19 protein-coding genes are annotated in these 23049 nt (G+C 72.6%); 7 read left to right on the top strand and 12 right to left on the bottom strand.

Annotated elements, in window-relative coordinates; all coding sequences use genetic code 11:
* Nucleotide 1: 1 nt before the first annotated feature.
* Genes ACQEVJ_RS38240 through ACQEVJ_RS38230 form a run of 3 tightly spaced genes read right to left on the bottom strand, consistent with a single transcriptional unit; the run spans nt 2 to nt 2949 of the window.
* Nucleotides 2–1636 carry a phospho-sugar mutase gene (locus tag ACQEVJ_RS38240; RefSeq protein ID WP_433109574.1) on the bottom strand — a complete coding sequence of 545 codons (1635 nt, stop codon included), beginning with the start codon at nt 1634–1636 and terminating at the stop codon, nt 2–4.
* 9 nt (nt 1637–1645) lie between these two features.
* A complete protein-coding gene (locus ACQEVJ_RS38235) occupies nt 1646–2443 on the bottom strand; it encodes a purine-nucleoside phosphorylase (RefSeq protein WP_433109573.1) in 798 nt (265 codons plus the stop codon).
* 53 nt (nt 2444–2496) lie between these two features.
* On the bottom strand, nt 2497–2949 hold the full coding sequence (locus ACQEVJ_RS38230) for a gamma-glutamylcyclotransferase (protein ID WP_433109572.1): 453 nt from the start codon (nt 2947–2949) through the stop codon (nt 2497–2499).
* 140 nt (nt 2950–3089) lie between these two features.
* Here ACQEVJ_RS38230 and ACQEVJ_RS38225 point away from each other — a divergent pair, with 140 nt between their 5' ends.
* A complete protein-coding gene (locus ACQEVJ_RS38225) occupies nt 3090–4481 on the top strand; it encodes an NAD(P)H-quinone dehydrogenase (protein ID WP_433109571.1) in 1392 nt (463 codons plus the stop codon).
* A gap of 10 nt (nt 4482–4491) precedes the next feature.
* On the opposite strand, the gene ACQEVJ_RS38220 is transcribed toward ACQEVJ_RS38225, so the two are convergent.
* A complete protein-coding gene (locus ACQEVJ_RS38220) occupies nt 4492–5658 on the bottom strand; it encodes an MFS transporter (RefSeq protein WP_433109570.1) in 1167 nt (388 codons plus the stop codon).
* Nucleotides 5659–5704: 46 nt separating this feature from the next.
* Here ACQEVJ_RS38220 and ACQEVJ_RS38215 point away from each other — a divergent pair, with 46 nt between their 5' ends.
* Nucleotides 5705–6733 (top strand): ROK family transcriptional regulator, encoded by a 1029-nt coding sequence (locus ACQEVJ_RS38215; protein WP_433109569.1) that lies wholly within the window; start codon nt 5705–5707, stop codon nt 6731–6733.
* A gap of 11 nt (nt 6734–6744) precedes the next feature.
* Here ACQEVJ_RS38215 and ACQEVJ_RS38210 read toward each other — a convergent pair whose 3' ends face one another.
* The 5 genes from ACQEVJ_RS38210 to ACQEVJ_RS38190 form a co-directional block, all read right to left on the bottom strand.
* Nucleotides 6745–7971, bottom strand: coding sequence for a pentapeptide repeat-containing protein (locus ACQEVJ_RS38210; RefSeq protein WP_433109568.1), 1227 nt, complete (start codon nt 7969–7971; stop codon nt 6745–6747).
* 215 nt (nt 7972–8186) lie between these two features.
* Nucleotides 8187–9596, bottom strand: coding sequence for a hypothetical protein (locus tag ACQEVJ_RS38205; RefSeq protein WP_433113192.1), 1410 nt, complete (start codon nt 9594–9596; stop codon nt 8187–8189).
* A gap of 144 nt (nt 9597–9740) precedes the next feature.
* Complete coding sequence (locus ACQEVJ_RS38200; protein WP_433109567.1) at nt 9741–10829, bottom strand: winged helix DNA-binding domain-containing protein; 1089 nt, start codon at nt 10827–10829, stop codon at nt 9741–9743.
* A 4-nt stretch (nt 10830–10833) separates the two neighbouring features.
* On the bottom strand, nt 10834–11868 hold the full coding sequence (locus ACQEVJ_RS38195) for an aldo/keto reductase (protein ID WP_433109566.1): 1035 nt from the start codon (nt 11866–11868) through the stop codon (nt 10834–10836).
* A gap of 66 nt (nt 11869–11934) precedes the next feature.
* Nucleotides 11935–12357: a VOC family protein gene (locus tag ACQEVJ_RS38190; RefSeq protein WP_433109565.1), complete on the bottom strand. Its 423-nt coding sequence runs from the start codon at nt 12355–12357 to the stop codon at nt 11935–11937.
* 104 nt (nt 12358–12461) lie between these two features.
* Between ACQEVJ_RS38190 and ACQEVJ_RS38185 the strand changes: the two genes are divergently transcribed.
* A complete protein-coding gene (locus tag ACQEVJ_RS38185) occupies nt 12462–13439 on the top strand; it encodes a helix-turn-helix transcriptional regulator (protein WP_433109564.1) in 978 nt (325 codons plus the stop codon).
* Nucleotides 13440–13474: 35 nt separating this feature from the next.
* Here ACQEVJ_RS38185 and ACQEVJ_RS38180 read toward each other — a convergent pair whose 3' ends face one another.
* Nucleotides 13475–15241, bottom strand: a complete 1767-nt coding sequence (locus ACQEVJ_RS38180; RefSeq protein ID WP_433109563.1) for an acetyl/propionyl/methylcrotonyl-CoA carboxylase subunit alpha — start codon at nt 15239–15241, stop codon at nt 13475–13477.
* Nucleotides 15242–15440: 199 nt separating this feature from the next.
* Between ACQEVJ_RS38180 and mycP the strand changes: the two genes are divergently transcribed.
* Both mycP and ACQEVJ_RS38170 read left to right on the top strand, forming a co-directional pair.
* Nucleotides 15441–16595 (top strand): type VII secretion-associated serine protease mycosin, encoded by a 1155-nt coding sequence (gene mycP, locus ACQEVJ_RS38175; RefSeq protein ID WP_433109562.1) that lies wholly within the window; start codon nt 15441–15443, stop codon nt 16593–16595.
* Between the two features lie 116 nt (nt 16596–16711).
* Nucleotides 16712–18895 (top strand): protein kinase domain-containing protein, encoded by a 2184-nt coding sequence (locus ACQEVJ_RS38170; RefSeq protein ID WP_433109561.1) that lies wholly within the window; start codon nt 16712–16714, stop codon nt 18893–18895.
* Between the two features lie 216 nt (nt 18896–19111).
* Here ACQEVJ_RS38170 and ACQEVJ_RS38165 read toward each other — a convergent pair whose 3' ends face one another.
* A complete protein-coding gene (locus ACQEVJ_RS38165) occupies nt 19112–19663 on the bottom strand; it encodes a PadR family transcriptional regulator (RefSeq protein ID WP_433109560.1) in 552 nt (183 codons plus the stop codon).
* Between the two features lie 79 nt (nt 19664–19742).
* On the opposite strand from ACQEVJ_RS38165, the gene ACQEVJ_RS38160 reads away from it, so the two are divergent.
* Nucleotides 19743–21080 carry a carotenoid oxygenase family protein gene (locus ACQEVJ_RS38160; RefSeq protein WP_433109559.1) on the top strand — a complete coding sequence of 446 codons (1338 nt, stop codon included), beginning with the start codon at nt 19743–19745 and terminating at the stop codon, nt 21078–21080.
* A 23-nt stretch (nt 21081–21103) separates the two neighbouring features.
* Here the strand turns inward: ACQEVJ_RS38160 and ACQEVJ_RS38155 are convergent, their stop codons facing one another.
* Nucleotides 21104–21988, bottom strand: coding sequence for a helix-turn-helix transcriptional regulator (locus ACQEVJ_RS38155; RefSeq protein ID WP_433109558.1), 885 nt, complete (start codon nt 21986–21988; stop codon nt 21104–21106).
* A 197-nt stretch (nt 21989–22185) separates the two neighbouring features.
* On the opposite strand from ACQEVJ_RS38155, the gene ACQEVJ_RS38150 reads away from it, so the two are divergent.
* Nucleotides 22186–23046 carry an SDR family oxidoreductase gene (locus ACQEVJ_RS38150; RefSeq protein WP_433109557.1) on the top strand — a complete coding sequence of 287 codons (861 nt, stop codon included), beginning with the start codon at nt 22186–22188 and terminating at the stop codon, nt 23044–23046.
* Nucleotides 23047–23049: the final 3 nt, after the last annotated feature.

The raw sequence follows: 23049 nt of genomic DNA, 5'->3' as shown, positions 1-23049 counted from the left end.
CTCAGAGCCCGAGGGCGACGGCGAGGTCCTTCTTCAGGTCCTCCAGGTCCTGCGCGGCCCCGGCCCGGGCGGGCGCGACGTCGTCGCCCTCGACCGGCACGACGACCTCCAGGTAGCACTTGAGCTTGGGCTCGGTGCCGCTGGGCCGTACGACGACCCGGGCGTGGCCGGACAGGCGGTAGCGCAGGCCCTCGGTCGGCGGCAGCCCCGCCGCCCCCTGGGACAGGTCCTCGGCCGACTCCACCGTCCGGCCCGCCAGTTCCATCGGCGGGTGCGTACGGAGACGCTCCATGGCCTTGGCGATCAGCGACAGGTCATCGACCCGGACGGAGAGCTGGGCGGTCGCGTGCAGGCCGTGGCGGCGGGCCTGGTCGTCCAGCAGGTCGAGCAGCGATTTGCCGTCCCGCTTGGCCGCGGCGGCCATCCCGGCCACGGTGAGGGCGGCCCCCACGCCGTCCTTGTCGTGGACCGGCAGGCCGGCGTCCGACCCCACGCTGTAGCCCAGCGCCTCCTCATAGCCGAAGACCAGCCCCGGGCCCGACTTCATGATCCACTTGAATCCGGTCAGGGTCTCGGCGTGCCGCACGCCGTGATCGGCGGCGATCTTGGCGAGCAGCGACGACGACACGATCGAGGTGGCGACCAGCCGGTCGTCTCCCGAGGTGTGCCGCAGCACGTGCTCGGCCAGCAGGCCGCCCACCTCGTCGCCGGTCAGCATGCGGTAACCGCCGCCCGGCAGCGGGGTGCCCACCGCGCACCGGTCCGCGTCCGGGTCGTTGGCCAGCACCAGATCGGCGCGGGTCGCGGCGGCGAGTTCGAGCCCGAGGTCCATGGCGCCCGGTTCCTCCGGGTTGGGGAACGCCACCGTGGGGAAGTCCGGGTCGGGCATCGCCTGCCGGCTCACCATGACCGGCACCTCGAAGCCCGCCACGCGGAACGCCCCGGACACGGTCGCGCCGCCGACGCCGTGCAGCGGCGTGTACGCGACCGCGATCTCGCGGGCGTCGCCGATCGGGAGCGCGGCCAGGGCCCGCAGGTACGGCACGACGATGTCGTCGTGGTCGAGGGTCTGCCAGTCCTCGCCCAGCGGGAGGGCGTCCACCCGGCCGGCCGCGTCGATGGCGGCGGAGATCTCCTGGTCGATCGGCGGCACGATCTGCGCGCCGTCGCCCCAGTAGACCTTGTAACCGTTGTCCTGGGGCGGGTTGTGCGAGGCGGTGACCATGACGCCCGCGTCCGCGCCCAGGTGGCGCACGGCGAACGCCAGGACCGGGGTGGGCCATTTCCCGGCCATGACCGAGGCGCGCAGGCCCGCCCCGGTCAGCACGCGGGCCGTGTCGGCGGCGAACACGTCGGACTTGTGCCGCGCGTCGTAGCCGATCACCACGTGGCGTCCCGGCCCGAGCACGCGGGCCAGCCCCGCCGCCGCCCGCATCACCGTGACCCGGTTCATCCGGTTGGGCCCGGCTCCCAGCGCGCCGCGCAGGCCCGCCGTGCCGAACTCCAGCTTCACGCCGAAGCGGTCCTCCAGGGCGGCCGAATCGCCGCGTTCCAGGAGCCCGTCGAGCTCCGCCCGCGTCTCGGGGTCGGGGTCCTGGTCACGCCATTCCCGGGCGAGCCGTACGAAGTCGGTCATAAATGCTCCCTACAGCTTGTCGACGACCTGGGCGAGCAGGACGCCCATGCGGGCGGCCGTGGCCCGGCCGACCTCCAGGACCTCCTCGTGGTTGAGCGGCTCGCCCACCAGGCCCGCGCCGGGGTTGGTGACCAGGGAGATCCCGAGCACCTCCGCCCCGGCCTCCCGGGCGGCGATCGCCTCCAGCACCGTGGACATGCCGATCAGGTCGCCGCCGAGCGTGCGCAGCATCCGGATCTCCGCGGGCGTCTCGTACGTCGGGCCGCGGAAGGCGACGTACACGCCCTCGGCCAGCGTGGGGTCCACCGCCCGGGCGAGATCGCGCAGGCGCCTGGAGTACACCTCGGTGAGGTCGATGAACGTCGCGCCCGTGATCGGGTTGCTGCCGGTGAGGTTGATGTGGTCGCTGATCAGGACCGGGTCGCCGACCTTCTGGATCTCCGGGCGCAGCCCGCCCGCCGCGTTGGTCAGCACGACCGTGCGCACCCCGGCCGCGACGGCCGTGCGCACCCCGTGGACGACCGGCTCCACCCCGCGGCCCTCGTACAGATGCGTACGTCCAAGGAAGATCAGCGCGTTGAGCCCGGCGGCCGTGCGCACCGCGCGCACCGTCCCCGCGTGACCGGCGACCGCGGGAGGCGAGAACCCGGGCAGTTTCGTCACCGCGAGCTCGGCGACCGTCTCGCCGATCGCGTCCGCGGCCGGGACCCAGCCCGAGCCCATGACGAGGGCGACGTCGAAGGAAGGAATGCCGGTGAGGTTCCTCAGCGTGGTCGCGGCCTCGGCCGCCAGGTCATATGGGGTCACTTTGCTGAGGGTACAGAAGAGCATGAACCCGGCCGATAAGTGCCGGGCCCGTGTCAGTCGCCGAGCTTCTTGCAGGGACGGGTGCGCAGCCAGGCGACGTAGTCGTCGGGAGCGCCCGCCTTCTCCGCGGCCTCGGCCAGGATGCCGATGTAACGCGCCGACGGCAGCCCGCCCTCGTAGGAGTTCAGCACGTACGACCAGGCGAGCACGTCGCCCTCCAGCGTCGCTACCCGGAGCCGGAGCTTGCGGTAGAGGCCGAGGTCGGTGCCCATCCAGCGGTCGAGGGACGCCTCGTCCCACTCCGGCACGTCGTACAGGACGACGAATACCTGCTCGTCGCCGTCCTCGACTATCGTGGCGAGAGCGCCCTCCCAGCTGACGTCCTCGCCGCCGAAGGTGAGCCGCCAGCCCGGGAGCCAGCCCGTTCCTCGCATGGGCGAGTGGGGCGCCCACTCTGCCATCTGCTTGGGGTCCATGTTGCTGCCGTAGGCCGCGTAAACAGGCACGGTACACAAGCCTAAACCAAGATCCCAAAAGTTGGACGGGTAGCGCGCGCACAGGGGCGTGGCGAGAGAAATCCACGTAGTTAACCCATTACACGCCCCTCGCCGGGAATACGTAGCCAGGATGCGGGACAATGGAGCATGTGACAAGGATCGTGATCATCGGTGGTGGCCCCGGCGGATACGAGGCGGCCCTGGTCGCCGCGCAACTGGGCGCCCGAGTCACCGTCGTGGAGGAGGAAGGACCCGGCGGGGCGTGCGTGCTCACCGACTGCGTGCCGTCCAAGACCCTGATCGCCTCCTCTGTCCGTAAACAGGCGCTTCTCGATGCGTCGTCCCTGGGGGTCCGCTTCGACGGCGGCCCTGACCACGACGCCGGCGGCGTCGCCGTGGACATGATCGACGTGAACAAGCGCGTCAAGGAGCTCGCGCTGGCGCAGTCGAACGACATCGCCGCCCGGCTGGGCGCCGAGGGAGTCGAGGTCATCCGCGCCCGGGGCCGGCTGGTCGATCCCCAGGTGGTGCGCGCGGGGGACCGTACGATCCGGGCCGACGTGGTCATCGTGGCGACCGGCGCCCACCCCCGCGTGCTGCCGGGGGCGGAGCCCGACGGCGAGCGCATCCTCAGCTGGCGCCAGCTGTACGACCTGAAGGAGCTGCCCGAGCACCTGATCGTGGTCGGCTCCGGCGTCACCGGCGCCGAGTTCGCCGGCGCCTACCGGTCGCTCGGGTCGGAGGTCACGTTGGTCTCCTCGCGGGACCGGATGATGCCCAACGAGGACGCCGACGCGGCCGAGGTGCTGGAAGAGGTCTACCGGCGCCGCGGCATGAACGTCATGGGCCGCTCGCGCGCCGCCTCGGTGAAGCGCACCGAGCACGGCGTCGTCGTGACCCTGGAGGACGGCCGCACCGCCGAGGGCAGCCACTGCCTCATGACCGTCGGCATGGTCCCCAACACCTCCGGGCTCGGGCTGGAGGACAACGGCGTGCGGCTCGACCGCAACGGCTTCATCGAGGTCGACAAGGTGTCGAGGACCTCTGCCCCCGGCGTGTACGCCGCGGGCGACTGCACCGGCGTCCTGATGCTCGCCTCGGTCGCCGCCATGCAGGGCAGGATCGCGGTCTGGCACGCGCTCGGCGAGGCCGTGCAGCCGATCCGGCTGGCCACGGTCGCCGCCAACATCTTCACCGACCCGGAGATCGCCGCCGTGGGCGTGTCGCAGCGGCAGATCGAGGCGGGCGAGATCGAGGCGAACGTCGTCAAGCTGCCGCTGGCCACCAACGCCCGGGCCAAGATGCAGGGCTTCAACGACGGTTTCGTGAAGCTGTTCTGCCGTCCGAACACCGGCATCGTGCTCGGCGGCGTCGTGGTCGCCCCGCGTGCGTCGGAGCTGATCCTGGCCGTGTCGGTGGCCGTGCAGCACCGCCTGACCGTGGACCAGCTCGCCCACACCTTCGCCGTCTACCCGTCGCTGTCGGGCTCGATCACCGAGGCCGCCCGCCGCCTCATGTCCCCGCTGACCGCCGGCATCTGACGGCCGATCCTCAGTCGGCGCACGCCGCGGCGACCGGCACGCGGGCGGCGGCGGGTGGGCGCAGCGCGCGCGTCGGCCAGATCATCGCCGCGACCAGCCCCGTCACCAGGGCGAACGCGAACGGGAAGGCGAACGCGCCGGCCAGCCAGCCGGTGACGGGAGGAGCCACGAGCCCCGACATCCAGGTGATCGTCGCGACCCCCGCGACGCCCTCGGCGGGCGTGCGGGCGACCTGGCCCGCCGCCGCGAACACCAGCGGCACGACGACGGCGATACCGGCGCCGAACAACGCGAACCCGGCGATCACCGGTGCGGGGGTGCGGAACGCGACCACCATCACGCCGCCGAGCACGGCCGTGACGGCCCCCGCGCGCACCGTCACGACCGGCCCGAGTCTGCGCACCACGAAGTCTCCGCCGAGCCGCACCGCGACCATGCACGCGGTGAACACGGCGTAGCCCGCCGCGGCGAGGCCCGCGCCCGCCCCGGCCACGTCCTTGAGGTAGATCGCCGCCCACTGGCCGGCGGCCCGCTCCGCGAAGGTGGCGAAGAAGCCGATCAGGCCGATCAGCAGGACGGCCCTCGGCGGCACGGTGAAGCGGGACGGCGGCTTCTCGTCCGGCGCGGGCCCGTCGTCGAGGAGCGCACGGCTTCCGGCGGCGCCTGCGGCGAGCAGCGCCGCCGCCATGAGGGTGAGATGCACGCGGGCGTCCAGGCCCGCCTGCGCCGCCGCGGCCCCGACGCCCGCGCCGCAGAGGTTGCCGACGCTCCACATGCCGTGCAGGCCGGACATGACCGAGCGGCCCAGGCGCCGTTGCACGAGCACGCCCTGGGCGTTCATGGCCAGGTCGCACATCCCGGCCGCGGCGCCGTACAGGAGGAACGCGGGCGCCAGCCACAGCGGGCCGGGCGCGAGCACGGGCAGGGCGAGCGCCGCGCACCACAGGGCCAGCAGGGTCCGGGTCGTCGCCCTGGCTCCGAAGCGGTAGGCCAGCCGCGCGGTCATCGGCATCGCGAGGAACGAGCCGATCGGCGGGCAGAGCAGGACGAGCCCGAGAGCGGCCGTGCCGAGGCCGAAGTGATCCTGGAACCAGGGCATCCGGGTGGCGAGGGTGCCCGCCACCGCTCCGTGCACGGCGAAGACGAGGGCGGTGGCCCGTTGATGTCTGTCTCGCATGGGGCTAAATTAACAGGCAGGGTTCCTGATAAAAAGTGAGTTTTTCATGAAGACCGCGACACCCCAGCTCGCGCGGGCCATCAACGACCGGCTCGCGCTCGACCTGCTCCTGGAGCGGGGTCCGCTGACCGCGCCCCAGCTGCGCGCGCTCACCGGCCTGTCCCGTCCGACCGTGTCGGACCTGATCGAACGCCTCCAGGTGAACGGCCTGATCCGGGTCACGGGGGAGAGCGGAGGCGACCGGCGCGGCCCCAACGCCCGGCTCTACGGGATCGTCGCCGACCGGGCGTTCGTGGGTGGAGTGGACGTGCGGCGGGACGTCATCAACATCACGGTCGCCGACATCACCGGGGCCACCGTGGGCTCGGCGACGCGGCCGATCGGGGAGAACCTTCCCGCGCTGGTCGCGGAGGCGCTCACCGAGGCGGCGGGCTCACGTCCCCTGCACGCGGTCGTGATCGGCGCGCCCGGCCTGGTCGACCCGCAGACCGGCGACCTCTCGGCCGCGAACACGGAGCCCGCCTGGAGACCCGGGCTGCTCCCGGCCCTGCGCACCCTGGTCGACGCGCCGGTCATCGTGGAGAACGAGGTCAACCTGGCCGCCGTCGCCGAGCACGCCACGGGGGCGGCCGCCGGGCGGGACGACTTCGTCCTGCTCTGGCTCGACGACGGCGTCGGCGCGGCCGTCGTGCTGGACGGCAGGCTCCGCCAGGGCGCCTCCGGCGGCGCCGGCGAGATCGGCTTCCTCGACCGGCTCGACATCGGGGTGTGCGACCTGCTGGGCGCACAGGCCGTAGGCGGACTGGACCTCCCGGCCCTGGCGGAGAGGGTCGCGACGGCCGCCTTCACGCTCGTCGCCGTGCTCGACCCCGGCCTCGTCGTCCTCGGCGGCGCCACCAGCCTGGCGGGCGGCGACCCGCTGGCGGCCCTGGCCGCCGAGCGTCTGGCGGAGGTCTCGCCCGTCCCCGTGCACGTACGCGTGAGCGGCATCCCGGACAACCCCGTCCTGAGGGGTGCGGTCTCCACCGCCCTCTCGATCGCCCGCGACGCCGTCTTCGGGCAGGGCCGCCGGTGAACCCGCCGAGGTCAGTGGTGGCCGCCCGTGGCGGACAGCCGTGACCTGACCTCGTGCAGGGCATGCCGTCCCCGCGCCACCGCCGTGGCCGCCGCCCGCAGGTCGTACGGCGTCTGGGCGACGTTCAGCGCCTGCTTGGCCGCCTCGTACGCGTCGAGTGCCGCGCGCCACTCGTACGCAGGTCCGCTGACCTGGTTGATCTTCATCTCGAAGTCGAGGGCGTCGATCTCCTCGCCGAATCGGGTCACGTCCTCCTCGGCCGCGTGCCTGGCCACCGCCATCTCGGCGACGAACCGCTCCTTGCGCCGGTGCGCGACGCCCCAGAGGATCAGCGTCAGGCTCAGGCCGAGCCCGGACACGATGACGAGGATGAGCGCGGGTGACGGGCCCTTCGGGCGGACGGCGTTCCCGGGCACGTCCTGCTCCCAGGTGGTCGTCCTCTCCGCGGCCGGTTCGTCCCCGGCGGCGGCGCCGGGCGTGACGGCGTCGTCGGGGAGGTTGACCGGCGTGCCCCGCGCCCCGGTGAGGTCCACGTCGTCGGCCTGTGTGAAGGAGGCCTTGTCGACGTTCGCCCCGTGGAAGTCCGCGCCGTCGAGTTCGGCCTGGGTGAACTCCGCCTCGGACAGGTCGGCGTCCTTCAGCACGGCGTGCTCCAGGTGGGCCTGGCCGAGCTTCGCCTCGCCGAGCTTGGCCCGGGTGAAGTCGGCCTTACGGCCCTTGATCTGCCCGAGCGTGGCGTCCTTCAGGTCGGCGTCCACGAGTCTCGCGTCGGTGAGGTCGGCCTGGGTGAGCACGGCCCGGGTGAGGACCGCGCCAGTCAGGTCGGAGTGCGGGAACTCGGCCTGCACGGCGTCCGCGTCGGCGAGGACCGCCCCGCGCAGGTTCGCCCGCTTAGCCCGCATCTGGCCCATGTCGGCCTCGGTGAGGTCGGCGCCGCGCAGGTCGGCGTAGTCGAGATGCGCCTGGCCGAGGTCGGCCTCCTTGAGCGAGGCCTTGTGGAGGACGGCCCCGGTGAGGTCCTTGCCCGTGAGATCCACCCCGTCGAGCTTCGCGCCGGTGAGGTCGGCGCACCGCATGACGGGGGGCAGGGCGGCGCTGGTGAGGTCCTTGCCGCGGAGCTTGACGCCGCTGCCCGGCTTGCAGGGCGCGGCGGCCGCGTGAGCGGCGGCCGCGCCCACCGGCAGGAACGGCAGCGACAGGAACAGGGCGGCGACGAAGAGGGGGGCGAAGCGACGCACGGGGGGCCTCCTGAGGGGAACGCCCCGAGTCTCCCACGCGATCTTTAATCCCACTTGCAATCCGCCGACCGGCCCCAACGTTCCCGGGCGGGCGGACGAAACACTTCCCGACCGGTGGTGAACGGGCCGCAACCGTGGCCGCGGCTCCCGCACATGACGAAGGGGCGGACCTTCGGGTCCGCCCCTCGTCGAGGTCGTGCCGAAGCGCTCAGGCGTTACCAGTCGCCGCCGCCGCCGAAGTCCCCTCCGCCGAAGTCGCCGCCGCCCCAGTCGCCGCCACCGCCGCCCCAGTCGCCGCCGCCGCCGAAGTCTCCGCCACCGCCGAAGTCTCCGCCGCCCGCGTCGACGCCGGCCGCGTAGCCGGAGTCGTAGCCGGCGCCGTATCCGCCGTGGCCCCAGCCGCCGAACGCGTTGCCGAGCATGGTGCCGACGAGCATGCCGGTCAGCAGGTCACCACCGCCGAAGCCGCCGTAGTAGCCGTACGCGTAGGGCTGGTAGGCGGGACCGGCGTCCCAGTAGGGCCTGCGGTGGCCGTCCACCACGACCTCGCGCATCTGCGGGTCGAAGCCGCGCTCCACCGCCTCGGCGTCCGCCGCGCAGGCGGGGACGTCGCGCACCGCGCCGCCGGGGGGCGCCCACCGGACGTTGCGGACCGACGGGCCGTGCTGCGGGTTGAAGAAGCACGGGGGCAGCCGCTCGGGCAGCGGCTGGTTGTTCACGCGCGCCTTGACGCAGGCCAGCGCGTAGCGGCCGTCCTCCAGCGTGGAGGTCACCGTGCGCAGGTCCTCGGGGCGCTTGATCGCGTCGAGTTCGGTCTTGGCCCGCTCGTAGGAGTCGAGCGCCCGCTGCCAGTCGCCCGTCGTCTCGCTCTGCGGGAGCATCTTGACGTCCACGTCGAGCGCGGTGATCTCCTCACCGAACTTCGTGACGTCCTCCTCGACCGTCTGCTTGACGGCGGCGAGCTCGGCGGCCTCGCGCTCCTCGCGCTTGCGCTTGTTGCGGCGTCCGATGATCCACAAACCGGCACCTCCCACAACGGCGATACCCAGGATGCCGAGAAGCACGCCGCCACCGCCGCTGGTGTCCTTGCTGCCGGAGGACAGGGCGTCTCTACGATTACCGGCGGCGAACTCGTCGATGCGGTTGACGAAGTCCTTCATGACGGCGACCGGGTCGCCTGAGTTGTTTGCGGCGGCCAGGTTCGCCAGCCGCCCTGCGGCGCCCTTGGAGTTGTTCCCGAGCGCGCTGGACCCGGCGAACAGGTTCGTGCCGTCGATCACGGCCACGGTCGCCGCGCTCCGGCCCGCCTGAGCGAGCGTGTTGCCGAGCTGCGTGATGTACGCGCCCGCCTGCTGGGACGAGGTGATCGTTCCGTCCGGCAGGGCGACCGCGTAGATCTTCGTGTCCGCGTTCTTGAGCGCGTCGCGTACGCCCGACTGCTGGTCGGACGTCAAGGGCGCGCCACTCTGCACGAACAGCGGATTGCCGCTCTTCCAGGACGACAGGACCGTGGTCGGGTCCGGGGGAGCCGCCGCCATCGCGGCCGGCGCGAGCGCGAGCAAAGTGATGAGCCCGGCGAGCAGCGCCCCCAGGGCGGCCCCCACCCGGCCAAGCGGTGTCTTCATGGTCACGGCTTCAAGCCTCCTTCGCCCTACTGGACGAACGGCAGGGCGTGATGGTTCCTCCACAAGAACCTATCGTTCCGCACCGGGGGCGCGGCATGCATAGCCCCTGCCGATGAACGACCCCGGCTCCGGCCACTCTGCCGATCACGTGAGCCGTACACGGTCGCTGTCGCCGTCGGACAGGAACGACGCCAGCGCCCTGCCCTCCTCGGCCACCGTGTCGCGGTCGGCGCGGGAGAAGGAACGCAGCGGAGCGACGATCACTGTGCCGTCCTCGACGGTCCAGGTCGCGGCGACCCGGCCGTCGACCAGGACCACGCGAGCACCGGTCACCGACAGGCCGCGGTCGGCGTCGTCGATGATCCGGCCGCGGTCGTGGTAACCGAGGATCGTGTTGTCGAAGGCCGGCAGGAACCGTACCGGGGCGGGTGTGTCCGGGTCCGGGCGTGGCGCGCCGGGGAGGTCGAGCAGCTCCCGGCCTCGCTCGTCGCGGAAGGAGACCAGCTCTCCGCGGATGGCGGCCACCGCGGCCGGCAGTCCGGCCAGGCCGCACCAGGCGCGCAGGTCGGCCACGGCGGCGGGGCCGAACGCGGCGAGATAACGCCGCACCAGCGTTTCCCCCACCGGGTCGGCGCCGTTCGCGGCCGGCGGGTCGATCTCTCGCCCCAGCCAGGAGGAGAGCGGGACGTTGCGCACCCCCGCCTTGGTGCGCCACAGCCCGCGCGGCGGCAGCTGCGCCATCGGGACGAGGGCGGCGACCAGCATCTCGCCCAGCGCCCGCGGTCCCGGCTCCGGCCAGCGGCCGGCCAGCGCCCGCGCGAGCTCGCCCATCGAGCGCGGCTCGCCGTCGGCCATCACCGCCCGGCCCGCCGCCGCGAGCTCGTCGAGGTCCACCCCGGCGAGCTCGCGGCGGTAGGTTCCGAGCACCCGCTGGCGCAGCATGAGGTCGTGGCGGGCCCGCCAGGCCAGGGCGTCGCCGGCGGTGAGAAGGTGGACGGTGCGGCGCATGAGGTGAGTACGCACCACGCCGCGCCGGATCAGCAGGTCCGACAGCGCCGCCGGGTCGAACCCGCGCAGCCGCGACCAGAGCCCGACGAACGGCTCCTGCGGCTCCTGCGCCTGCAGGCCGCACAGGTGCGCGACGGCGCCGAGAACCGGCAGGTCGGCGCGGTCGAGCAGCAACTGACGGGCGAGCGTCGCGCGGTTGAGCGCCCGGGTGCCGAGAACGGTCATCGGGTCACGCCGCCGCACGCTCGCCGGTCGGCCGGCGGCGCAGCGCCGCCCGGGTGACGGGCGGCGGGTCGTAGGACACGTCGAGCGGGCCGATGTCGGCCCCCGGAGGCACGATCTCGTCGATCCTGTCGAGGAGGTCGTCGCCGAGCACGGTGCCGGCGCCGGCCAGCAGGTCGTCGAGGTGCTCCATTGTGCGCGGCCCGATGATCGCCGAGCTCACGGCCGGGTGGGCGACCGTGAACGCCATCGCCATGTGGGCCAGAGGGATCCCGGCCTCCTCGGCCAGCAGGGCGAGCCGCTCGACGGTGTCGAGCGTGCGCTCGTCGGTCATGTGCCTGGGCACCCAGGCCATCCGGCGCTCGGAGGCCTGAGTCGTCCGGCCCTTGCGGTAGCGACCGCTGAGCAGGCCCATCCCGAGCGGGCCCCACACGAGCACGCCCATGCCGTAGCGCTCGCAGACGGGCAGGACCTCGCGCTCGATGCCGCGGTTGACGAGCGAGTACGGGGGCTGCTCGGTGCGGAAGCGCGCCAGGCCGCGTCGCTCGGCCACCCATTGGGCCTCGACGATGTCGGAGGCGGGGAAGTTGGAGGTGCCGATGGCGCGTACCTTGCCGGCGGCCATCAGGTCGGTCAGCGCGGAGAGTGTCTCCTCGATATCGGTCCCCGGGTCGGGGTGGTGGATCTGGTAGAGGTCGATGTGGTCGGTCCTGAGGCGGCGCAGCGAGTGCTCGACCTCGGTGACGATCCAGCGCCGGGAGTTGCCCGCGCGGTTGGGATCGTCGCCCATCGGTCCGTTCACCTTCGTCGCGAGGATGACGTCGTCGCGGCGGCCCTTGAGCGCCTTGCCGACGATCTCCTCGGTCTCGCTGTAGGAGTAGACGTCGGCGGTGTCGATGACGTTGATCCCGGCGTCGAGGGCCCGGTGGACGATGCGCACGCAGTCGTCGTGGTCGGGATTGCCGACCCGCCCGAACATCATGGTGCCCAGGCAGTAGGGGCTGACCTGGATCCCGGTCCGCCCCAGGGGCCGCGTTCTCATGCTGGTTGTTCCCTTCGATATCCGGCCGGGAGCGTGGTGCGGGCCTCCGCACCACGCTCCCGCCGCTCAGCCGTTGTATTCGCTCGCGACGTCCACGACCCAGACGACGCCGAAGCGGTCGGTCAGCATGCCGTAGAGCGGAGCCCACTGCGCGGGCCCCAGCGGCTGCGCGATGGTCGCCCCGTCGGAGAGCTTCTCCCAGTACGCGGTGATCTCCTCCGTGGTCTCGCCGCGGAGGGAGAGGAAGAACGAGTTCTCACCCCGGTCCCACGGCAGCCGCGAGGGCACGTCGTAGGCCATCACGTGGAAGCCGTTGCCGGCGACCACCTGGCCCCACATCACCTGGTCCGCCTCGGCCGGGTCCTGCGGGCTCCCGGCGTCCTTGTACGTGACGACGGCGAGGTCACCGCCGAAGACGGACTGGTAGAACTCCAGCGCCGCGCGGGCGTCGCCCCGGAAGTTCAGATGAGTGACGGACTTGACGGACATGCCGCTCCTATCGGGTTCTGGACGCTGTGCAGCGCCTGACGTGGAACAACAGTCGCAGGGGTAGCGGTCAGGGAGTGGCCGCTTCTATGGGCAAGATGGGGAGCATGCCGAAGACCTCAGCCCGACTGCTGGCGTTGCTCTCGCTGCTCCAGACGCGCCGGGACTGGCCGGGGGCGCTGCTGGCCGAGCGGCTGGAGGTCAGCCCGCGTACCGTGCGCCGTGACGTCGACCGGCTGCGCGAGCTCGGCTATCCCATCGTGACCTTCAAGGGGCCCGACGGCGGATACCGGCTGGACGCCGGCACGGAGCTGCCCCCGCTGCTGTTCGACGACGAGCAGGCCGTCGCCCTGGCCATCGCGCTCCGGATCGCCACCACCAGCGGCGTCGGCATCGAGGAGGCCGCGGCCCGAGCGCTGACCACCGTACGGCAGGTCATGCCCGCACGGCTGCGCCACCGGATCGACACCCTCCAGGTCACCGCCGTCGAGCGGCCCGCGCCCCGGCCGGTCCCGCAGGTCGGCAGCGAGGTGATCATGGCCCTCAGCGCCGCCGTCCACGCCTGTGAAGTGCTGCGCTTCGACTACGGGGCGCAGCCCCCGCCGCGGCGGGTGGAGCCCCACCACCTCGTCACGTGGGGCGGGCGCTGGTATCTCGTCGCCTGGGACCTCGACCGCGAGGACTGGCGCATCTTCCGCGCCGACCGGATCACCCCGCGCATCCCGACCGGGCCCCGCTTCACCCCGCGTGAGCTGCCCGGAGGAACGGTGGCCGCCTTCGTGGCCGATAGGTTCCTGGGCTCCGACGGCTCCGGCGACTGGCCCTGCCGCGGCGAGGTGATCCTCGGCCTGCCCGCCGCCGACGTGTCGCCCTATGTCCGCGACGGGGTCGTCGAGGAGCTCGGCCCGGACCGCTGCCGGCTCGTCCTGGGCTCGTGGTCATGGACCGGACTGGCCGCCGCCGTCGGCAGGTTCGACGCCGACATCGAGGTCGTCGGCCCGGCCGAGCTCAAGGACGCCTTCGCGCACTTGGCCCGCCGCTTCGCCGACGCCGCGGGCGGTCATCCCGTCAGTCCTTCGGATTGAGCTCCCGCAGGACGGCCTGCCCCGCCGGCGCGGGCTCAGGCGTCCTTGATCTCGCACAGGACGGCCCCGGCGGTGACCGTCTGGCCGACGGCGGCCGCGAGACCGGTGATCGTGCCGCCCTTGTGTGCGGTGAGCGGTTGTTCCATCTTCATCGCTTCGAGGACGACGATCGTGTCGCCGGACTCGACGGTGTCGCCGTCGGCGACGACGACCTTCACGATCGTGCCCTGCATCGGGCTGACGAGGGAGTCGCCGCTCGCGGCGGCCTTCTTGGCGCCGCCTCCGCCGGAGCGCCGGGGCGCCGCCTTCCTGGCCGGGCCGGAGCCGCCGGCCGCGCCCGGGTTCTGCGTGCCCAGGCCGGCGGGCAGGACGACCTCCAGGCGCTTGCCGCCGACCTCGACCGTGATCCGCTCGCGCTCGGCGGGCTCGGCCGCCTCCACGGCCCCCTCATACGCGGGGATCTCGTTGGCGAACTCGGTCTCGATCCAGCGGGTGTGCACCGTGAACGGCTCGCCGGTGAAGGCGGGGTCGTCCACCACGGCCCGGTGGAAGGGCAGCACGGTCGGCATGCCGCCGATCTCGTACTCGGCCAGGGCCCGGCGTGAGCGCTCCAGCGCCTGGGCCCGGGTCGCGCCGGTGACGATCAGCTTGGCCACGAGCGAGTCGAACGCCTGCGGCACGCTCATGCCGGTCTCATAACCGCCGTCCAGCCGCACGCCGGGTCCGGACGGCACCCGCATCGAGGTGATCGTGCCCGGCGCGGGCAGGAAGTTACGGCCCGCGTCCTCGGCGTTGATGCGGAACTCGATGGAGTGGCCGCGCAGCACGGGGTCGTCGTAGCCCAGGGCCTGGCCGTCGGCGATGCGGAACATCTCGCGGACCAGGTCGATGCCGGCGACCTCCTCGCTGACCGGGTGCTCGACCTGCAGCCGGGTGTTGACCTCCAGGAAGGAGATCGTGCCGTCCTGGCCGACGAGGAACTCACACGTGCCCGCGCCGACGTACCCGGCCTCGGCCAAGATCGCCTTGGAGGAGGAGTAGAGCAGGTCGAGCTGCTCGTCGCTCAGGAACGGCGCGGGGGCCTCTTCGACCAGTTTTTGGTGGCGGCGCTGCAGGGAGCAGTCGCGGGTGGACACGACCACGACGTTGCCGTGGGTGTCGGCCAGGCACTGGGTCTCCACGTGGCGCGGCCGGTCGAGGTAGCGCTCGACGAAGCATTCGCCGCGTCCGAAGGCGGTGACGGCCTCGCGCACCGCGGACTCGTACAGGTCGGGGATCTCCTCCAAGGTGCGGGCGACCTTGAGCCCGCGCCCGCCGCCGCCGAAGGCCGCCTTGATCGCGATCGGCAGGCCGTGCTGCTGGGCGAAGGCGACGACCTCTTCCACGCCGGAGACCGGGTCGGGGGTTCCGGCCACGAGCGGGGCGCCCACGCGCTGGGCGATGTGCCGGGCCTGGACCTTGTCGCCCAGCGCGGTGATCGCCGAGGGCGGCGGGCCGATCCAGATCAGGCCGGCGTCCAGCACGGCCTGGGCGAAGCCGGCGTTCTCGGCGAGGAAGCCGTATCCGGGGTGGACGGCGTCGGCGCCGGTCTTCTTCGCCACCGACAGGATCTTGTCGATGTCGAGGTAGGTCTCGGCCGGGCTCTGCCCGCCGAGCGCGTGCGCCTCGTCGGCCACCCGCACGTGCAGCGCGTCCAGATCCTGGTCGGCGTAGACCGCGACACTGGACATCCCGGCGTCTGCGCAGGCCCGGGCGATCCGTACGGCGATCTCACCGCGGTTGGCGATCAGGACCTTGTGCACCGCGTCCATCCTTCCCTCGGGCCCCTGGGTTACGAGCCTTGGTGGATTTTATGCACCTGCTGACGCTGGACGGCGTCCGCCCCCTTACTCAGTGGGACTGCTGTCGCGCCTCGTCTCCGCCGCTCCCGGTCTCCATTGCCGGTATGCCGGTTTTGAACCGGCATCGCCGGTCGAGTTCGACCGGTTAGGCTGATCACTCATGCGGGGACCCGGCCTTCTGGCGACCGTGCTGGCTCTGCTTCTCGTGGCGCCGCCCGCGCCGCCGGCACAGGCGCACGCCGCGCCGGTGCGGTGCGCGCCGCGCAAGGGCAGCATGCAGGTGGCCGAGCCGTGGGCGCAGCGCAGGCTCGACCCGAAGCGGGTGTGGCCGCTCACCACGGGCCAGGGGGTCACGGTCGCGGTCATCGACAGCGGGGTGGACCTGACCCACCCCCAGATCCGGGTGGCCAAGGAAGTGGACTACACCGAGACGGGACACCGCGACTGCGTCGGCCACGGCACCGCCGTCGCCGGGATCATCGCCGCTCAGTACATGAAGGGCGTCCCCTTCCACGGCGTCGCGCCGGGCGTGCGGCTGATCTCGCTGAAGCAGACGAACGAGGAGAACGGGGATCCGGCCACGCTGGCCAGGGCCATCATGGACGCGGCCGACTCCGGCGCCGACGTGATCAACGTGTCGATCGACGCCCACGACGATCCGAAGCTCAGGCAGGCCGTGGCGTACGCGCTCGGCAAGGACGCGGTGATCGTGGCGGCGGCCGGCAACAGGACCGCGGAGGACGGCACGCCGGAGGCCTCCTATCCCGCCGCCTACCCGGGCGTGCTGGCGGTGGGTTCCGCCACGCCCGACGGAAGGCGCGCCGACTTCTCCAACACGGCCACACCCGTCGGGGTGCTCGGGCCGGGCCAGGCCATCACCTCCACCTGGCCCGGGCAGGCGTACATGAGCGGGCTCGAAGGCACCAGCTTCGCCGCGCCGTACGTCGCGGGGGTGGCGGCGCTGGTGCGTGCCCGCCACCCGGGGCTGAACCAGGAGCGGGTGCGGTGGCGCATCACCGCCACGGCGGACGGCGGCGTGGGGACGGGCACGGGCGCCGGGATGGTGAACCCGCTTCTCGCCGTCACCGCGATCCTGCCGCTCGAGGCCGTCGACGCCCCCGTCATCGCGCCGCCCGCGCCGGCCCCGCTGTCGCAGAACGCGGTGAGCAGGGCGGCTCCGGTGGACCAGGAGGCGATCGACCTGGCGCTCACGATCGCGGCGGCGGCGCTGTGCGGCGTGGGGCTGATCGTGGCCCTGCGGGTGTTCGTGCCGATGGGGCGGCGCAGAAGGTGGCGCCCCGGCCGTGAGGGTTGACATGTCGGCTTTGAGTAATTGACGGTTAAATGTTTTGGCCTGCCGGAAACTGCTGCTTTGTGCCGGGTCCTCTTGATTGAATGATCCTGATCAGGTCACTTCTAGAAAGGACTGAGATGCACCCTTTACGGCCGGGTGATCCCGAGCAGATAGGCGAGTACGCCATCCTGGGACGGCTGGACGAGGGGCCCCGCGGCGACGTCTATGTCGGCAAGGAGACCGGCGACGACGCCCCTGTGCGGGTGATCAAGCTCTTGGCCGCCGAGCCGGGTTCGGGGCAGGCCGTCCTCGACCGGCTCACTGTGGCCACGCGTGTGTCCAGCTCATATGTGGCCCGCACGATCACGGCGGGCCTGCTCGGTGATCGACCCTATGTCGTCAGGGAACACGTCGAGGGGCGCAGCCTGGCCGCCGCAGTGGCGGCCGGGGGCCCACTCTCGGGGGAGGCGCTCGAACGGGTCGCGGTGGGTGTGCTCACCGCGCTGACCGCCGTGCACCTCGCCGACCTCGCGCACGGCTCGCTCACCCCGCACAACGTCATCGTCGCCGACGACGGGGTCAAGCTGACCGACGTCGCCGTCGGACCGCCGGTGGGCGAGCCGGCGTACCGGGCTCCCGAGCAGATCAGGGGCGAGCGGTACGACGCGTACGCGGACATGTTCGCCTGGGCCGCCACGGTGGTCTTCGCCGCGACCGGGCGTCCGCCGTTCCCGCAGGAGCCGCAGGCGGTGCTGAACGCGCAGCCCGACCTCGGCGGCCTGGAGGAGCGGCTGCGCCAGGTCGTGCTGCCCGCGCTGGCCAAGGAGGCGGGGCAGCGCCCCACCGCCTACGCCGCCATGCTGCAACTGCTCGGCGGCGGTGCCGCCGGGGCGCAACCGGCGGCGGGCCCCGGCGCGACGGTGGTGCTGTCCGCGCAGCCGCCGGTTGGGGGAGTTCCCGTTCCGCTGGCCCCGCAGCAGACGTGGGGTCCGCCGCCCGTTCCCCAGCAGCCCCAGCAGGCGCCCGCCGCCGCCTGGCAGCCGCCCGCCATGCCGCAGGAGCAGCCTCAGCAGCAGACGTGGGGGCCGCCGACCGCGCCGGGCCAGGTCGAGACGGCCAGGCGCAAGCCGTTCCCCGTCGGCCTCGCGGCCGCGGTCGGCGCCGTGGTCCTGCTCTCCGGCGTGGGTCTGTGGGGCGCCGGCCACTACGCCGAGGTCCAGCTGTCGCCGGCGGCCGCGGAGCGCGCCGCGGGCCAGCACGGGACCGCTGGGCGCGCGCTCGCGGACGGCGGAAACGTGGGTGGCGGGACCGCGGGCGCCGCGACCGGAGGCGGCGGACAGGCCCCGACGGCGGCGCCGCAGGTGACGGTGCCGTGGGCGCTGTCGTCCGACGATCCGGACTCGCCGGTGCAGCCGCTGGTGCTGCCGAGCGAGTGGCCGACGGACGCTCCGGTCACGCCGGAGCTCACCTCCGTCCCGACCCCCGGCCCGATCGTGCCGGTGCCGACCCAGCCGGTGGTTCCGCCGCCGGCGCAGCCGACCGAGCACACGACGCAGCCGACGGCCCGGGTGACGACCACCGCCACGGTCACCGCGAAGCCCAGCCCGGTGCCGACGGAGCCGTCTCCCGAGCCCCCGGCCACGCGGTCGCCGAGTCCGGAGGCAACGGAGAGGCAGGAGCAGGTGCCGAGCCCGCAGCCCACCGAGCCCACCGAAGAGCCCACCCGGGAACCCACCCGGGAACCCACCCGGGAACCCACCCAGACGCCCACGGTGCCCGCGCGGCCGAGCCCGTCCGACGCTCCGGTGCCGACCACCCAGGCGCCGGCGCCGAGCACTCCGGCGCCGAAGCCGACGACCGCGGCACCGAAGCCCAGCACTCCGGCGCCCAAGCCGACGACCGCGGCACCGAAGCCCAGCACTCCGGCGCCCAAGCCGACGACCGCGGCGCCCAAGCCCAGCACTCCGGCGCCGAAGCCGACGACCGCGGCACCGGCCAGGAACCCCTACAGCGCGGCCCAGGTCTGCGGGTCGGGCTTCTACGTGCAGCGCAGCAGCCCTGTGGCGGGTGGCGCCACCTACCAGCTGTACAACGCGAGCACCGGGGAGAACTGCGTCGTCACCATCAAGACGGCCGACGTCGGCAAGGCGACGCCCGTCTCCGCGACCCTGGAGGTCCAGGGCGGCGGGAGCAAGACCGACAGCGGTAACTACGAGTACTACGCCGGCCCGGTGAAGCTTCAGGCCAAGGGCCAGTGCGTCAGGTACTCCGGCAGCGTCGGCTCCGCCGGCACCAGCGCCGGCTGGGCCAACTGCGGCTGACCGGTCCACACGAAGGCCGGGCGGGCACCCCGCCCGGCCTTTCGTCTGCGCGGCCCCGCCGATGGTGCCGCAAGAGGCTTGTCCCGGACGAGGGACGGGTCCCGCGATGAGCGCTTGGGCACGCTGCCGGGGGAGATCGACGAGCTGGCTACGGTGCGGGCGCCGGCAGTGACCAAGTCGCCACGAAACCCGCCGAGGTTCAGGAAGGCCGTGGCGCTAGGAGGTCGTCGCCGGGGGCCGGCGTGCGGCCTTGTCGAGTTGGTCGAGGGCCCATCGGGCCCAGTCGCGGGATGCCTGGTATTGGCGCAGCCCGTAGCCGGCGGCGAGCCAGCCGAAGGGGAGGCGTCCGTCGGGTGAGACCGGCGGGTCGTCCTCCAGCGCCGCGCTCAGCTCGGCGATCTGACGTTCGCTGTCGGCGGTGATGTCGCGGAGCACCGTCCGGGCGTCGTCAGCGTCGAGCGCGGACAGCAGGAAGAGCCTGAGCACCGGCTCGTTGCGGACGGCGCGGCCTTTGCGGGGCTCCAGCAGCCAGGAACGCAGTTCGCGGCCTCCCGCTTCGGTGATCGCATAGGTCTGACGGGCCCGGGCGCCCTGGTCCGCGGGTTCGATCAGGCCCTCCTCCACCAGGCGCGCCAGCTCGGGATAGATGCGGTTGTATCCGGCATTCCACGCGTAGGTCCCCAGATCACCCTCGAACGCCTTGGCCAGGTCGTAGCCGCTCGCGGGCCGTTCGGTGAGCAGGCCGAGCAGCGCGTATCGCAGTGCCATGAACTCCACTCTACCTATCCATATTGACATATCCAATTGGATATATAGAGTCTCGGCAGACCCTCACGAAGGAGCTGAGATGTCCTACATGACTCCCGTGCCCGACGAGATCGAGGCGGCCGACCTGCCCGTGACCGGCGCGCTGCCGCCGGAGCTGACCGGCCGCTACTTCCGCAACGGCCCCAATCCACTGCCCGGCGAACGGCCCGCCCACTGGTTCGGAGGCCACGGCATGCTGCACGGCGTCCGGCTGCGCCAGGGCCGCGCCGAGTGGTACCGCAACCGCTGGGTGCGCACCGGCAAGTTCGCCGGGCGACCGTACGCGCTGCCCGACGGCGGCCACGACCTGACGGCGGTGTCGGCCAACACCCACGTGATCGAGCACGCCGGGCGAATCCTGGCCCTGGTGGAGAACGGTCTGCCCCACCAGATCACTCCGGAGTTGGACACGGTCGGAGCCGTGGACTTCGACGGACGGCTGACCACCGCCATGACCGCCCACCCCAAACGCGACCCGGTGACCGGCGAACTGCACTTCTTCGGTTACGGCGTGCGGCCGCCGTACCTGACCTACCACCGCCTGGACGCCTCGGGACGCCTCGTGCACAGCCGCGAGATCACCGTCCCCGGCGGCACGATGATGCACGACTTCGCCATCACCACCCGCCACGTCGTATGGCTCGACCTGCCGGTGACCTTCCAGCCGCACCTGGTCGGCACAACCATGCCCTACCAGTGGGACGACCACTACGGCGCACGCCTGGGCCTGATGCGCCACGACAGGCCCGACGCTCCGGTGCGCTGGTTCGACATCGACCCCTGCTTCGTCTTCCACGTCGGCAACGCCCACGAAGACGACGCCGGGCGCGTCGTGCTGGACGCCGTCCGCTACAGCCGCGCCGACTTCACCGCCATCTGGCGCATGGCCGGCGGCGCCACCGACCCGGCCGGACCCGCCGCAGCCGCAGCCGCCTCATCCGAAGGCACGGCGCGCCTGCACCGCTGGACCCTCGACCCCGTCACCGGCAGGGCTACCGAACAACCCCTGGACGACCACCCGGTGGAGTTCCCGACCCTGGACGACGACCGCGTCGGCCGCACCGCCCGCTACCTCTACACCACCGACGACTCCGCGATCGTCAAACACGACCTGGCCGCCGGCGGCGTCACCGCCCATCGACTGGAGCCGGGAATCTACATCGGCGAAGCCGTCTTCGTCCCCGCCGCCTCCGGCCCACGCCGTGAGGACGACGGATGGCTCCTGTCCATCACGACCCGGCACGACGGCACCGCCTCCCGACTGCTGGTCCTGGACGCCTCCAACCTGACCGCACCCCCCGTAGCGGCCGTCGGCCTGCCCCGCGCCGTCCCCGCCGGCTTCCACGGCTCATGGATCCCCGACAGTCCCTCCGTCTGAGATCGTCACCACCGGTCGGAAACTCAGCCAGTGGTGCCGGGTTCCAGGCCCGCGACGGCTTCGGGGCCGGGGAGGGTCCAGCTCGCGAGAAGGTCCAGGGCGCGTTTCGAGGATGAGCCGGCTTCGGCGGTGTAGACGAAGAGCGTCATATCGGGGTCTCCGGGCAGGGAGAGCGTCTCGTACTCGACGGTCAGGTCACCGACGAGAGGGTGGCGCAGACGTTTGGAGCCGTGGGTGCGCTGGTGGACGCGGTGCTGCTCCCACCAGTGGGCGAACTCACGGCTGTGTTCGCGCAGGTCGGCGATGAGGGCGGTGGTGGCCTGGTCGTCCGGGTCGCGGCCGGCGTCGAGCCGCAGGCTCTCGACCGCGGCCCGTGCCTGGACGTCCCAGTCGACGAACAGTGATCGGGCGTCGTCGTCGAGGAACATCCACCGCGCGTAGTTGCGGTGCCGGGGCGGCAGCCGTTCGAAGTCGGTGAACAGTGCTTTCGCCATCTGGTTGGCGGCGAGCACGTCGGTGCGGCGGCCGAGGACGAGGGCGGGCTCGCCGTCGAGGGCGTCGAGGAGCTGGTAGAGCCCGGGGCGCACGCGCTGGACGCCGCGGGCTCGTCGCCGGACGGGTGCCGCGGTTCTTCCGATGAGGTCGTGCAGATGCGCGCGTCCCGCGTCGTCGAGCCCGAGGGCACGGCCGACGGCCTCGACGACGGCTGGTGAGGGCGTGATGCGCCGGCCCTGTTCGAGACGGGCGTAGTAGTCGGTCGAGACTCCGGCCAGGAGGGCGACCTCCTCGCGACGCAGGCCCGGAACCCGTCGTACGCGGCTGTCGGGGGGCAGGCCGGCCCGTGACGGATCGACCTGGCTCCGGGCGCGCCTCAGGAAATCAGCGAGTTCACGGTTGGTCTCGGCCATGAACCCAGTGTCTCTCTCGCTGTCCGTTCCTGGCTGGTCCTGGGTGGTCCTGTGCGTCCTAGGTTGCACAGTGCGCGGTCGCGCAGGGCGCGATATGGGCCCTCGCAGCGGGTCGTGGTGAACCAGGCTGGTGCCGTGCCGGCCGCCGGACTCCCCGGCCGGCGCCACTGGTGACATTCGACAAGCAGAGGACGACCATGAGCTTCCCGACAGATCGACCGGCCATCTGGTTCGTGACCGGCACCTCCCGCGGCCTGGGCCTCGAACTGGTCAAGCAGTTGCTGGAGCGCGGTGACCGCGTCGCCGCGACGACGCGGTCGTCCGAGCGGCTCCTCGCCGCACTCGGCGACGGGATCGACCCGTCGCGCCTTCTCCCGCTCACCGTCGACCTGCGCGACGAGGCGGCGGTCAGGCGGGCCGTCCGGGAGACCACCGAGCGCTTGGGAGGCCTGGACGTCGTCGTCAACAACGCGGGTTACGGCTTCCTGGCCGCGGTGGAGGAGACCGGCGACCGCGAGGTCCGCGACATGCTCGACGTCCAGGTCGTGGGCGTGTGGAACGTGCTGCGTGCCGCCCTGCCCATCCTCCGCGAGCAACGCGGCGGCCACATCGTCAACGTGTCCTCGATCCTGGGCCTGACCGCCGTCCCGGGCTGGGCTCTCTACTGCGCCGGGAAGTTCGCGCTGGAAGGGCTGAGCGAGGCCCTCGCCGCCGAGGTGGCGGACTTCGGCGTCACGGTCACCATCGTCGAGCCCGGCTACTTCCGCACGGAGTTCCTCACCGAGGACTCGCTCGCCCTGCCCGCCGAGACGACCGCGCACTACCCGGCCATCCGCGAGATGACCCTCGACCACCTCAAGCTCCAGGGCGGCCAGCTCGGCGACCCGGTCAAGGGCGCCGGCGCGATCATCAGACGGGTCCTGGCCGGGAAGGGCCCGCTGCGGCAGCTGCTCGGATCGGACGCCCACTCCTACGCCACGGCGAAAGTCGAGGCCCTGCGGGCGAACGTCGAGGCCACCGCGCTCAGCGCGCCCGCCACCGACTTTCCCGCCGCCTGAACC

The sequence above is a fragment of the Microbispora sp. CA-102843 genome, assembly GCF_050936215.1.
Lineage (GTDB): Bacteria > Actinomycetota > Actinomycetes > Streptosporangiales > Streptosporangiaceae > Microbispora.
Note: the sequence above shows the minus strand (reverse complement) of the source record. Positions and strands in the feature narration are given on the sequence as shown.

Excerpts from the sequence above, each read along its gene's own strand:
- ACQEVJ_RS38215 (WP_433109569.1), top strand. The coding sequence starts at position 5,705 with ATGAAGACCGCGACACCCCAGCTCGCGCGGGCCATCAACGACCGGCTC.
- mycP (WP_433109562.1), top strand. The coding sequence starts at position 15,441 with ATGCGGGGACCCGGCCTTCTGGCGACCGTGCTGGCTCTGCTTCTCGTG.
- ACQEVJ_RS38160 (WP_433109559.1), top strand. The coding sequence starts at position 19,743 with ATGTCCTACATGACTCCCGTGCCCGACGAGATCGAGGCGGCCGACCTG.
- ACQEVJ_RS38200 (WP_433109567.1), bottom strand. The coding sequence starts at position 10,829 with ATGACCGTTCTCGGCACCCGGGCGCTCAACCGCGCGACGCTCGCCCGT.
- ACQEVJ_RS38195 (WP_433109566.1), bottom strand. The coding sequence starts at position 11,868 with ATGAGAACGCGGCCCCTGGGGCGGACCGGGATCCAGGTCAGCCCCTAC.
- ACQEVJ_RS38190 (WP_433109565.1), bottom strand. The coding sequence starts at position 12,357 with ATGTCCGTCAAGTCCGTCACTCATCTGAACTTCCGGGGCGACGCCCGC.
- ACQEVJ_RS38155 (WP_433109558.1), bottom strand. The coding sequence starts at position 21,988 with ATGGCCGAGACCAACCGTGAACTCGCTGATTTCCTGAGGCGCGCCCGG.
- ACQEVJ_RS38205 (WP_433113192.1), bottom strand. The coding sequence starts at position 9,596 with ATGAAGACACCGCTTGGCCGGGTGGGGGCCGCCCTGGGGGCGCTGCTC.
- ACQEVJ_RS38170 (WP_433109561.1), top strand. The coding sequence starts at position 16,712 with ATGCACCCTTTACGGCCGGGTGATCCCGAGCAGATAGGCGAGTACGCC.
- ACQEVJ_RS38185 (WP_433109564.1), top strand. The coding sequence starts at position 12,462 with ATGCCGAAGACCTCAGCCCGACTGCTGGCGTTGCTCTCGCTGCTCCAG.
- ACQEVJ_RS38220 (WP_433109570.1), bottom strand. The coding sequence starts at position 5,658 with ATGCGAGACAGACATCAACGGGCCACCGCCCTCGTCTTCGCCGTGCAC.
- ACQEVJ_RS38240 (WP_433109574.1), bottom strand. The coding sequence starts at position 1,636 with ATGACCGACTTCGTACGGCTCGCCCGGGAATGGCGTGACCAGGACCCC.
- ACQEVJ_RS38150 (WP_433109557.1), top strand. The coding sequence starts at position 22,186 with ATGAGCTTCCCGACAGATCGACCGGCCATCTGGTTCGTGACCGGCACC.
- ACQEVJ_RS38165 (WP_433109560.1), bottom strand. The coding sequence starts at position 19,663 with ATGGCACTGCGATACGCGCTGCTCGGCCTGCTCACCGAACGGCCCGCG.